Origin of the sequence: Streptomyces sp. NPDC048002 (assembly GCF_040653275.1) — a bacterium.
In the GTDB taxonomy this organism is placed as follows: domain Bacteria; phylum Actinomycetota; class Actinomycetes; order Streptomycetales; family Streptomycetaceae; genus Streptomyces.
This window is the reverse complement of the sequence record NZ_JBEZNL010000034.1, coordinates 42443-54028: the sequence shown is the minus strand read 5'-3', so window position 1 is coordinate 54028 and position 11586 is coordinate 42443. Positions and strand designations below refer to the sequence as shown.

9 protein-coding genes are annotated in these 11586 nt (G+C 74.0%); 2 read left to right on the top strand and 7 right to left on the bottom strand.

The window, feature by feature from the left end; translation table 11 throughout:
* Positions 1-94: 94 nt before the first annotated feature.
* Positions 95-883 carry a hypothetical protein gene (locus AB0E07_RS30590; RefSeq protein WP_362259393.1) on the top strand — a complete coding sequence of 263 codons (789 nt, stop codon included), beginning with the start codon at positions 95-97 and terminating at the stop codon, positions 881-883.
* A 170-nt stretch (positions 884-1053) separates the two neighbouring features.
* On the opposite strand, the gene AB0E07_RS30585 is transcribed toward AB0E07_RS30590, so the two are convergent.
* Entirely contained in the window at positions 1054-2667 is a 1614-nt protein-coding gene (locus AB0E07_RS30585; protein ID WP_362259390.1) for a DUF6350 family protein, read from the bottom strand.
* Between the two features lie 96 nt (positions 2668-2763).
* Here AB0E07_RS30585 and AB0E07_RS30580 point away from each other — a divergent pair, with 96 nt between their 5' ends.
* On the top strand, positions 2764-3912 hold the full coding sequence (locus tag AB0E07_RS30580; protein ID WP_362259387.1) for a helix-turn-helix domain-containing protein: 1149 nt from the start codon (positions 2764-2766) through the stop codon (positions 3910-3912).
* 89 nt (positions 3913-4001) lie between these two features.
* Here the strand turns inward: AB0E07_RS30580 and sucD are convergent, their stop codons facing one another.
* From sucD to AB0E07_RS30550, 6 genes are all read right to left on the bottom strand, one after another.
* Entirely contained in the window at positions 4002-4886 is an 885-nt protein-coding gene (gene sucD, locus AB0E07_RS30575; RefSeq protein WP_362259384.1) for a succinate--CoA ligase subunit alpha, read from the bottom strand.
* Positions 4887-4913: 27 nt separating this feature from the next.
* Positions 4914-6095 (bottom strand): ADP-forming succinate--CoA ligase subunit beta, encoded by a 1182-nt coding sequence (gene sucC / locus AB0E07_RS30570; protein ID WP_362259381.1) that lies wholly within the window; start codon positions 6093-6095, stop codon positions 4914-4916.
* Between the two features lie 577 nt (positions 6096-6672).
* On the bottom strand, positions 6673-7554 hold the full coding sequence (locus AB0E07_RS30565; protein WP_362259379.1) for a hypothetical protein: 882 nt from the start codon (positions 7552-7554) through the stop codon (positions 6673-6675).
* A gap of 165 nt (positions 7555-7719) precedes the next feature.
* On the bottom strand, positions 7720-8991 hold the full coding sequence (locus AB0E07_RS30560; RefSeq protein ID WP_362259376.1) for a VWA domain-containing protein: 1272 nt from the start codon (positions 8989-8991) through the stop codon (positions 7720-7722).
* On the bottom strand, positions 8988-9146 hold the full coding sequence (locus tag AB0E07_RS30555; protein ID WP_362259374.1) for a hypothetical protein: 159 nt from the start codon (positions 9144-9146) through the stop codon (positions 8988-8990). Before AB0E07_RS30555 ends, AB0E07_RS30560 begins: the two co-directional genes overlap by 4 nt.
* A complete protein-coding gene (locus tag AB0E07_RS30550) occupies positions 9143-11569 on the bottom strand; it encodes a DUF5682 family protein (RefSeq protein WP_362259371.1) in 2427 nt (808 codons plus the stop codon). The genes AB0E07_RS30555 and AB0E07_RS30550 overlap by 4 nt, the downstream gene beginning before the upstream one ends.
* Positions 11570-11586 lie beyond the last annotated feature (17 nt).

Here is an 11586-nt window from a genome sequence, read left to right as displayed (position 1 = left end):
TGAGCGGTGCGTTCACAGGGTGACGGACCTGGTTCCGCTCGGCAGTTCCCGTACATGTCAGCCGTAAATCACCTAGGGGAAGACGCCCACTTTGATGCCGGACCGCAGCCTGCGACTGCTCACGCTCCCCCCGCAGTCGGTGCAGGGAGGGGATCGTCACGGCGTGCTGCTGCGCGAGCGGCCCGCCTCGCCGCCGGACGCGCCGTCGGGCGGCGACAACGGCGGCGAGCGGGACGGCGCCGGCGCCTCCGAGCCCAAGGACGACAACCCCTTCGCCCCACCCCCGGAGGGCAGTCCGGACCGGCCCTGGCAGCCGCGCCGACCTGCCTCGGGCGACGGCGGCGACTCCGGCCGCCGGAACTCACCCTGGGGCGGGCAGTGGAGCGACCGCCAGCCCGGCCGTTCCTCCGGCAACTTCGGCGACCGCCCCGGTTCGGGTCCCGAGGGCTCGAACAACACCAACGGCCCCGGCGGCGGCATGCGCTGGGACCCCACGGACCCGGCCCAGCGCCACGGACGGTACGCCCTGCTGTGCGGTATGTGGGCCTTCTTCTTCGCCCTGTTCAGCTGGCCGTCCGTCGCCCTGCTGCTGGGCGCGCTGGCCCTGTACTGGGGCATCGGCTCCCTGCGCGCCAAGCCCCGCACGGCCGACCCCGACCACCCGGCCCCCGCGCAGTCGGGCCGCCCGCAGACCACCGCGGCGGTGAGCGGCCTGGTCACCGCCTCCCTGGCCCTCGCCCTGGTGGCGGCGGGCTTCACGGCGAAGCTGGTCTACAGCGACTACTACACGTGCACGACGGACGCCCTCACGAACGAGGCGAAGCAGTCCTGCGACCAACTCCTCCCGGAGGAACTCCGCGGAGTACTGGGAACCAACAGCTGACGCCACCAGCCCGCCCTGCGCTTGAGGACAAGGCCCGCCCCCACCAGCCCGTCCGGCGTTTGAGGACGAGGCCCTTTCGGGGCCGAAGCGGGGGTCCGGGGGCGGCAGCCCCCGGTGGGGGTCCCCCTCTGGGGGAGGGACGGGAAGGGGCGGCGGGGGCGAGACCAAGCTCAGTCACCGTCCGAGACGTCCCTCCCGGACACCTCCCGCAGCGCGGCCCACCGAGCCTCCCGGTCCGCGTCACCCACGCCCCAGGACGGCACCCCGGCCTCCGGACCACCGCCGCCGCCCACCGCCGCATCCGGCTCAGCGGGAAGCAATTCGTACGCCTCGTCATCACCGACGGCATCCGCGGCCCCAGCCACCCCACCCGCACGCCGCCCCCGCCACCACAAGACCCGCACCCGCGCCCCGCGCTCCCCCGCAGACCCACCCTCCTCCGCCACCCGCGGCGACCCGACCCGCGGCCCCCGCGATAGCCCCGCCGCCCCCCGGCACCCCCAAGCCCGCACCCCCACAGCCACAGGCACCGCGACCACCACCCCCCACACCAGCACCGCCACCCCCACCTGCCACCACACCGGCCCGAAGCTCGCCAGCCCCGCCACCCCGAGCGGCCCACCCGCCATCCCGGCCAGCAGCGCCATCCCCGCCGCGGCCGGCACCACCGCCCCCAGGGCCACCCCGGCGGTACACCTCCACGACCACGCCTCGAAGTCGCCGTCACCGCCCGCGTGCCCCACGAACCACCCCACCGTCACCCCGGCGGCGACCGGAACCGCCCCCGCCGCCCAGTGGACCCAGGTCCCCGCCCCGGCCTCCGGCACCGCCGCCAGCAGCGGAAACGGCGGCAGCAGGGAGGCGGGCGAGGAGGCGAGCGGATCCACGACATGACCGGCGCCCAGCGAGAAGCCCGGCCCCAGCGCGTACGCCGTCGCCCACACCGCCGCGTTCGGCATCAGGGTCAGGCACAGCAACAGCACGGCGAACTGCCCGGACACCCCCTCCGTGAGCCGGAGGAACGACTCGCGCGCCGCGCCCCCGTGCCACACCAGCGCCACCGCGAGCAGCAGCGCCCCGCCCCCGACGAGCACGGCCACCCCCGCTCCCGCCGCCCGCGCCGCCGCGTCGAGCCGGCCCCGGGCGACCGGCCCGAGGAACAGCCGCCGCACGCCCGCCGGCATCAGCAGCAGCACCTCGTCCACCGCGTCCCGCGGCCGCCCGTAGGCCGTCCAGACTCCCGCCCCGGCGGCCACCACGACGACCAGGGGCACGCACACCCCCGTCCACGCCCAGTCCGGCCGCAGCGTGCCACCCGCCGCGTACCAGGCCGCCGCCCCGCCGACCGCGAGGTAGCCGGTCACGACGCCCGCCCACGCCGCACGCCCGGAGACGAGGTCGCTCTCCCCGTCCGGCGCCTCCCCCTCGACGGCGTCCCGGGCCGCGCGGTGCGCCAGCCAGGCCGGGAGCACGAGCAGCAGCAGCGGGGTGACGCCCACCGGCGCCGGAGCCCCGGACAGGGTGTCGGTGCGGACCAGTTCGGCTCCGTGGGCCAGCAGCCACAGGCCCGCCGCCACGTGCAGGGCGCCTCCCGGCCCGCTGTCCGGGTAGGGCGAGCTGATCCACAGCACCATCACGAGGACGGCGAACACACCGAGTCCCAGACCGGCGGCCACCGCACCGCCGAGGAGGCCCGCGGCCAGCCCGGGCGAACGGCCGCGCAACCGGGTGAGCAGGGAGGACAACGGCGATCGGCGAGCGGTCATCTGGATCACGCCCGCCATGCTCCCAACGACACGCGCTTTACGGGCGTAACAGGCGAACTTCCGCTGTGTCGCTCAATATACGTTTATGTTCTTTTCCGTACGAAAGGGCGTCCTGTGACGCAGAGCCCCGCATCCCCGCTCCCCCCGCCGAAGGAACGCCGACGCCTGCGCGAGGCACGTTCGTTGACGCAGGCTCAGGTCGCGGCGCGGGTCGGTGTCACCCGGGAGACCGTGCGCGCGTGGGAGTCCGGCCGTACGACACCGAGGGGCCGCAAGAGGGAGGCGTACGTGAGACTGCTGAGCGAGGCGACCGAGCGGGCCGCCGCTCAGGAACCCCCGGCCGAGGCGAGCGCGGAGCAGCGGACCGCCGACACCGCCGCCGTCCCCGTACGCACCGGTCCGCCCCCTTCGCGAGCGGATGCCGCGGTGCTCGGCCCGAAACCCCTGCCCGCGTCCGCCACCGCCACACTGACGCCCGCTCAGGCGTTCGACGCGCTCTACGCGTTCTGCGCACCCGCCCTGGTGCGCCAGACCTATCTGCTCACCGGGCGGCGGGAACTGGCCCGGGAGTCGGTGGAGCGGGCCTTCCAACTCGCCTGGCAGCGCTGGCCCGAAGTGGCCGTCGACCCGGACCCGGCGAGCTGGGTGCGGGCGACGGCGTACGAGTACGCCCTCTCCCCCTGGCACCGCTTCCGTCCCCGGTACCGGCACCCCGAACCGCCGCCCGCCAACGCCTCCGACCGGGCGCTCATGGAGGTGCTCCTCACCCTGCCGCCGCCGTACCGCCGCACCCTGGTGCTGTACGACGGGGTGGGGCTCGACCTCCCGGACACGGCAGCGGAGACGGAGGCGAGCACCCCCGCGGCGGCGAACCGGCTGCTGCACGCGCGCGAGGCGGTGGCGGAGCGCCTCCCCGAACTCGCCGACCCCGCCGAGCTGCACCGCCGCCTGGCCGAGACGGCGTCCGCGGAGCGCCTGCGCGCGGCGAAGCCGCCGACGGTCCGCACCGGCAGCGAACGCCGGGCCACCTTCTGGACCCGCGCCGCCATCGCCTTCACCGTCGCCCTGATCGGCACCACCGCGCTCACCCTGCGCACCGCCCCGACCCGGTACGAGCCGCCGGTCGCGCCGGGCTCCACCGTGCAGGGCGTGCCGCCGAAGCTGGCCCCCGGCCCGCTGTCGGAGACGGAGCGAAAGCTGCGGGAGAAGCTGCGCGAGGAGACGGTGAGCGGCCCGGAGCGGCTGGTCCCGCAGAACCGCTGAACCGCCGGCCTCTCTGTCCCGGCCGGCTGTACGCCGATGGGCCCGTCCCCCACACGGGGGACGGGCCCATCGGGCTTCGACCGGGAAGGTCAGGCGCTGAGGACCTCGCGGGCCAGCTTCGCCGTCTCGGTCGGCGTCTTGCCGACCTTGACGCCGGCGGCCTCCAGGGCCTCCTTCTTCGCCTGGGCGGTGCCGGAGGAGCCGGAGACGATGGCGCCGGCGTGGCCCATGGTCTTGCCCTCGGGCGCGGTGAAGCCCGCGACGTAGCCGACGACCGGCTTCGTCACGTTCTTCGCGATGAAGTCCGCGGCCCGCTCCTCGGCGTCGCCGCCGATCTCGCCGATCATCACGATCAGGTCGGTGTCGGGGTCGGCCTCGAACGCGGCGAGGGCGTCGATGTGCGTGGTGCCGATGATCGGGTCACCACCGATGCCGACGGCCGTCGAGAAGCCGATGTCACGCAGCTCGTACATCATCTGGTACGTCAGCGTGCCGGACTTCGAGACCAGGCCGATGCGGCCCGGCTTGGTGATGTCGCCCGGGATGATGCCGACGTTCGACTGACCCGGGGTGATGATGCCGGGGCAGTTCGGGCCGATGATCCGGGTCTTGTTGCCCTTCTTGCCGGCGTACGCCCAGAAGGCGGCCGTGTCGTGCACGGCGATGCCCTCGGTGATCACGACGGCCAGGGGGATCTCGGCGTCGATGGCCTCGACGACGGCGTCCTTGGTGAACTTCTCCGGCACGAAGATGACGGAGACGTTGGCGCCGGTCTTCTCGATGGCCTCGGCGACCGTCCCGAAGACGGGTACCTCGGTGCCGTCGAAGTCCACGGTGGTGCCCGCCTTGCGCGGGTTCACGCCGCCCACGACCTCGGTGCCGTCACCGAGCATGAGCTTGGTGTGCTTCATGCCCGTGGCGCCGGTCATGCCCTGGACGATGACCTTGCTGTCCTTGTTGAGCCAGATAGCCATGGTGTGTTGTGTCCTCGTCCTGAGTGCTTACTTGGCGGCGTGAGCCAGTTCGGCGGCCTTGTCGGCCGCGCCGTCCATCGTGTCGACGCGCTGCACCAGCGGGTGGTTGGCGTCCGTGAGGATCTGGCGGCCCAGCTCGGCGTTGTTGCCGTCGAGGCGGACGACCAGCGGCTTGGAGACGTTCTCGCCGCGGTCCTCCAGGAGCTTCAGCGCCTGGACGATGCCGTTGGCGACCTCGTCACAGGCGGTGATGCCGCCGAAGACGTTGACGAACACGGACTTGACGTCCGGGTCGCCGAGGATGATCTCCAGACCGTTGGCCATGACCTGGGCGGAGGCGCCACCGCCGATGTCCAGGAAGTTGGCCGGCTTGACGTTGCCGTGGTTCTCACCGGCGTACGCGACGACGTCCAGGGTGCTCATGACGAGACCCGCGCCGTTGCCGATGATGCCGACCTCGCCGTCGAGCTTGACGTAGTTGAGGCCCTTCTCCTTGGCCGCGGCCTCGAGCGGGTTGGCCGCGTCCTTGTCGTGGAGCTCCTCGTACTCGGGGTGGCGGAACTCGGCGTTCTCGTCGAGCGACACCTTGCCGTCGAGGGCGATGACCTCGCCGGAGGCGACCTTCGCCAGCGGGTTGACCTCGACCAGGAGGGCGTCCGACTTGATGAAGGTGTCCCACAGCTTGACGAGGACGTTCACGACCTTGTCGGCGACCTCGGCCGGGAACTTCGCGGCCTCGACGATCTCGCGGGCCTTCTCCTCGGTCACGCCGTCGATCGCGTCGATCGGCGTCTTGGCGACGGCCTCCGGACGGGTGGCCGCCACCTCCTCGATCTCCATGCCGCCCTCGACGGAGGCGATGGAGAGGAAGGTGCGGTTGGCACGGTCCAGGAGGAAGGAGACGTAGTACTCCTCCAGGATCTCCGGGGCCGTCTCGGCGATCATCACCTTGTGGACCGTGTGGCCCTTGATGTCCATGCCGAGGATGTTGGTCGCGTGCTCGACGGCCTCGTCGACCGTGGCGGCGAGCTTCACGCCACCGGCCTTGCCGCGGCCACCGACCTTCACCTGGGCCTTGACGACGGACTTGCCACCGAGACGCTCAGTGGCTGCGCGGGCCGCCTCAGGCGTGTCGATGACTTCACCGGCCAGCACCGGTACATCGTGCTTGGCGAAGAGGTCCCTCGCCTGGTACTCGAACAGGTCCACGCGCTTCCGTCCCTATCAGTGATCTCGCGGTTCGTTGGATGCGTGGGCGTGCCGCGAAGGGCAACGTGACGTCCGCTGTCACAAGGGAGGCGCACACGGTGTCCGAGCGCGCGGCATGTCCGTCTCGCAGGTTATCGCCGCTGGACGAGGGCTTCTAAATCAGGGGTCACACCTGAGCGGTGATACCTGTCACATGATGCCGCGCTCACTGGCACGGGGTGCCCCTGGTGAGGGGCCTCACCGGGTGGGGTTGACCCGGTGAGGCCCCCTTGAACAGCCCGAAGGCGCACACATCGCGCGCTCGCGGGCTCCGGCCGGGCGGCCCCCACCCCAATGGGGACCGTCCGACCCGACCGTGAGACCTCGCCCGGACGAGTCCGACGGCTTTCGGCCGTCCGGGTCCATCCACCTCACGGAGCCGTGGTCCGGCCGGGGATCCATCCCCGGCCGGGGTCAGCTGTGCACGCGCGCGAGGGCCGGCGCCCGCTCCCTTCCGGGAGCCGGGGCGGCGCACGGCCGGTCCGCCTGTCCCGGCGGGGCGACACGCGGCAGGTCCACTGCGCGGGAGGTGTCCGCTCTAGGCGGGTGAGACGGGGATGTCCCGGTACGCGTCCCGGGTCTCGTGCGCCGCGACGCGGGCGGCGGCACCGGGCAGCAGCCGCAGCACCGCCCGGTCGCCGTGGGCGGCGGCCGGTAGGTCGGCGTGCCGGGGCATGCCGTTGTCGACGGCCGCGCGGTGGTCGGGCGTGCCGCCCACGTCACCGGTCGGCTTCTGCCGCGGGGGCACCGGTCCGGTGGAATCGGCGCGCTGGACATGTCCGTGGGGACGGGGTGCCGTCGCGTCGTGCGGCGCGCCGAGCCGCGGGCCCTGTGCGGTGGGCGGCTCGGCGGACCGCTCCGGGTTCCCGTGCGCGCGGGGCGGGGAGGCGGGTGGGGGTGCGGGTGCCCGTGCCGACCGGGGTGCCGGTGCCGACCGGGGTGCCGTGTCCGACGGCGCGGGCGGCGCCTCCGCCGAGAGGTCCGGCGGATCGGGGAGCGCGGGCTGCCCGGGCCACGTGGGTGACTCGGGCAGCTCGGGCAGGGGCGGAAGTTCCGGCAGGGGAGGCAGTTCCGGCAGGGGCGGTGGTGCGGGGGCCCGCTCCAGTGTCTCGGCCGTCTCGGCGGCCGTTCCGACCACGTCGGCGAGCGCCTGTCCGGCGTACTCGTCGACGGGCGGAGCCTGGTCGGCGATGTCCGGGACCGCGGACTTCCGGACGTCCTCCACGGACGCCCGCACCACTGCCGTGACTCCGGTCGCTCCCGTCGGCTCACCCTCCGCCGCCCCGGCCTCCTGCCCGCCGAGGAGACCGAGTGCGAACAAGCCGCCCACCAGCAGCGCCAGATACAGCGCACGCCGTCCCGCCGCCGTACGCGGGACGCGCGGGGCGGCGGCACCTGGCAGGGCTGCCGGCAGGGACAAAGTGGGGGGCCTTCCGTGCGTCGGCACAGGGCGGTGCCGGACGAGCGTCGATCCTCGCACGGCACTCCCGCGGTCGCGCAAGTCCCCTGTTACCGATGGTTACTCATGTCCCTTTTGCTGGTCCGAACCTGACACCGGGTCTGAACCTGACACCGGGTCCGCACCTCACACCGGGTCCGGGACCGGTATCGGCCGCTTCTCGATCGCCGCCGCCATCACCTCCGGGAAGAGGTCCGGCGTACAGGCGAACGCCGGGGCCCCCAGCGCGGCGAGCGCGGCCGCGTGTTCCCTGTCGTACGCCGGTGCCCCCTCGTCGGAGAGGGCGAGGAGCGCCACGAACTGGACGCCGGACGCCTTCATCACCGCCACCCGCTTCAGCATCTCGTCGCGGATGCCCCCTTCGTAGAGGTCGCTGATCAGCACGACGACCGTCTCCGCGGGCCGGGTGATCTGCGACTGGCAGTACGCCAGCGCGCGGTTGATGTCCGTACCGCCGCCGAGCTGGGTGCCGAACAGCACGTCCACCGGGTCGTCGAGCTGGTCGGTGAGGTCGACGACCGCCGTGTCGAAGACCACCAGCCGGGTGTCGATCGACCGCATGGACGCCAGCACCGCGCCGAACACCGACGCGTACACCACCGAGGCGGCCATCGACCCCGACTGGTCGATGCAGAGCACGACCTCCTTCTTCACCGACTGGGAGGCCCGTCCGTATCCGATGAGCCGCTCGGGCACGATCGTCCGGTGCTCCGGCAGGTAGTGCTTGAGGTTGGCGGCGATCGTGCGGTTCCAGTCGATGTCCTGGTGGCGTGGCCGGTTGATCCGCGCGCTGCGGTCCAGGGCGCCGGTGAGGGTGGCCCGGGTGCGGGTGGCCAGCCTCTTCTCCAGGTCCTCGACGACCTTGCGCACGACGGCGCGGGCCGTCTCCTTCGTCGTCTCCGGCATGGCCTTGTTGAGGGAGAGGAGGGTGCCGACGAGGTGCACGTCGGCCTCCACCGCCTCCAGCATCTCCGGTTCCAGCAGCAGCGTGGACAGCCCGAGCCGGTCGATGGCGTCGCGCTGCATGACCTGGACGACGGAGGAGGGGAAGTAGGTGCGAATGTCGCCGAGCCAGCGTGCGACGGCCGGCGCGGACGCCCCCAGCCCCGCCGAGCGGTCCTTGCCCGTCTGCGGTCGGTCGCCCTTGCCGTAGAGCGCGGTGAGCGCCCCGTCCATCGCGGCGTCCTGCCCGGAGAGCGTGCATCCGGTGCCGTCGGCGGTGTCCCCGCCGAGCACGAGCCGCCACCGGCGCAGCCGCTCCCGCGCCGGGTCGGACACCCCGGCCGCCGTGTCCGCTGTGGCCGCTGTGGCCGCTGTGGCCGCTGTGGCCGCGTTCACCCTGGTGTCCGTCCCGGTGCCGGTCGCGTCGTGCGCCTCGGTGTTCGTCCCGGTCGTCATCCGTGGGTCCCTCCCCCGAGCCGTTCCCAGAGCGGGACGACGCGCACGGCCGTCGCGGGCCGGCGTTCGGCCCGGGGTGCCGCGCTCTGCCCGCGTCCCGCGCCGTCCGCGGTGCGCGCCCGCTCACCGGGCCGCCTGAGCCGGTCGGTCGTCATCCCGCCACCCCCACCAGGTCGTTGTCGTCCGTCTGCACATCCAGCCCCAGCAGCAGCCGGACCACCGGCAGTACCGCGTCCGCCCGTGCCAGGTCGGGCTCGGCCGCGAAGCCGGGCGGCGCGGAGCCCGTGGCCGCCGCCGTACCGGCCCGCTGCCCCGGGCCGCGCCGCACCAGCTCGCCGAGGGTTCTGCGCACTCCCGGCTCGTAGGCGGAGAAGGTGCGCCGCAGCAGCGGCAGCACGTCGGTGAACGCCTCGGCGGGCACCCCGGTCAGCCAGGAGTCGACCAGGCCGAGCAGCCGCTCGTCGTGCACGAGGAGCATTCCGCCGCCCGAGCCGCCGCCGACGAATCCCTCGATCCAGGCTGCCGCGTCGCCCGGCGGAGTGCCCGGCGACAGCACGAGCCCCATCAGCCGCGCCGCCTCGTCCTGCGCCAGCTCCCCCTCGTCCAGCAGGAGCCGGACGGCCCGGCCGCGGATCACGCCCGGCACCGTGTCCCGCACCGACAGCACACCGAGCACCGCCTGCCAGCGGGCGCGCAGTGCGCCGCCGCCGACCGCCGGGGAGTCGGCGAGCAGGCCCACCGCCCCGTGCACCGCGTCCACCTGACGCCGGGTCTCGTCGGCCGCCTCCGCGTCGAGCTGGGCGCAGGCCGGGGGCAGTCCGACGAAGATCCGCTCGGCGAGGCCCGCGGCGACCTCCGCCAGCGCCGCGGTGTCCGTGCCGCGCACGTCGCCGTACCGCAGGGAACGGACCAGCGCCGGGAGGGCCTGGGCGAGGTGGCCGACGTCCGCGTCGAGCGCGGCCCGGTCGGCGAGCACCCGCATGACCGTGGGCAGCGCGTCCGGCAGTTCGGCCAGCAGACACCGCTCGGCGAGGGCGGTGACGTCGGCGAGGCCCTGCGCGGAGACCGCCTCCGCCTCGGCCTTTCCGGTCGCGGCGGAGAGCACGGTGGTGCCCCACACGCCGGCCTCGGCGATCCGCACGGACAGTTCCGGCTCCCAGCGCAGCCGCCAGGTCTCCCGGAACGTACCCGTGCTGCCGCGCGAGGCGGTCGGCTCGCCCCAGGGCACGTCCAGCAGCCGCAGCCGGTGCAGCAGGCGGCTGCGCGCGGCGTCGGTCTCCTTGCGCAGGTCCAGCTCCAGCTCCCGTTCCAGCGCCTCCGGTCGGAGCCGCAGCCTGCGCTGGACGCGGTCGAGGTCCCGTTGCAGGGGCACGGCGGGTGCGTCCGGCGGCACCTCGCCGAGCACGTCCCCGACCACCAGCCGGTCGTGGATCAGCGCCATCGGCACGTCCGAGCCGTCGCACATCACCGCCCGCACGGCGTCGCCGGTCTCGCTCAGGCCGGGCAGCGGGCGGCCGCGCATCGCCGCGAGCGTCTCGGCGAGCCGTACCGCCTCGATGACATGGGCGGAGGACACCACACGGTCCTCGTCCCGCAGGAGGCCGGCCACCTTGGTCAGCCACCGCTCGACCGGCCGGTCCGGCGCGCCGAACAGGTGCCCGTACCAGCCCGGCGAGTCGATGCCCGCGCCGTAGCCGCCGGCCCGCGCGAGCCTGCGGTTGGTCCAGGGCACCCAGGTCATGTCCGTCCTGACCTTGGGGAGCCCCTTCAGCCGGGCCCGGTCGGCGGCGACGGTGGTCCGTTCGCCCAGCGCGGGCACGTGCCAGGCCCCGCACACGACGGCGATGTCGCCACCGAACTCCTTCTGCGCCGCCCGCAGCTGGAGCCGCATGTGCGCCTCGCGCACCAGGTCACGGTCGTGCCCTCCGCTGCCGTACGCCTCCCGCAGCGCGCCCATGGCCTCGGCGAGCACGGCGAACGGTGCGAGCGGGTCGCCCTCGCCCGCCCCACGGTGCTCGACGACGTCCTCCCACCAGCGCTCGGGGTCGTCGTGTCCGGCGGTCTCGGCGAGCACGGCGAGGGGGTCGAGGCGGACGTCGGGGCTGCGGTCGGCGGACGGGTCCTGTCCCGGGCCGGGCTCGTCCTCCTTTCCGGGCTTTCCGGGACCCGTGTTCTCCTCCGTTCCCGGTCCTGTGTTCTCCTCCGTTCCCGGGCCCGTGTTCTCCTCCTTCTCCCAGGCCAGGGTGTGCGTGGCCGGAAGGTCGATGAAGCGGGCCGGCACCCCGTGGTCCAGGGCCCAGCGGATCGCGACCCATTCCGGGGAGAACTCGGCCAGCGGCCAGAACGCCGAGCGGCCGGGCTCGTCCACGGCGTGGGCGAGCAGCGCGACCGGCGGGCGCATCCGCTCGTCCGCGCAGAGCGGGATCAGCGCGTCCGCCTCGGGCGGTCCCTCGATCAGCACCACCCGGGGCCGGGCGGCGTCCAGCGCCGCCCGGACCGCTCGTGCCGATCCGGGGCCGTGGTGCCGCACGCCCAGCAGCAGCGGCCCGCCCGCGGCCCGGTCAGCCTGTGTCGCCATGCCGTCCCCCTCGCCTG

Coding starts and splice junctions, on each gene's coding strand:
- AB0E07_RS30590 (WP_362259393.1), top strand. CDS start 95: ATGCCGGACCGCAGCCTGCGACTGCTCACGCTCCCCCCGCAGTCGGTG.
- AB0E07_RS30555 (WP_362259374.1), bottom strand. CDS start 9,146: ATGACGACCGACCGGCTCAGGCGGCCCGGTGAGCGGGCGCGCACCGCG.
- AB0E07_RS30560 (WP_362259376.1), bottom strand. CDS start 8,991: ATGACGACCGGGACGAACACCGAGGCGCACGACGCGACCGGCACCGGG.
- AB0E07_RS30550 (WP_362259371.1), bottom strand. CDS start 11,569: ATGGCGACACAGGCTGACCGGGCCGCGGGCGGGCCGCTGCTGCTGGGC.
- AB0E07_RS30585 (WP_362259390.1), bottom strand. CDS start 2,667: ATGGCGGGCGTGATCCAGATGACCGCTCGCCGATCGCCGTTGTCCTCC.
- sucD (WP_362259384.1), bottom strand. CDS start 4,886: ATGGCTATCTGGCTCAACAAGGACAGCAAGGTCATCGTCCAGGGCATG.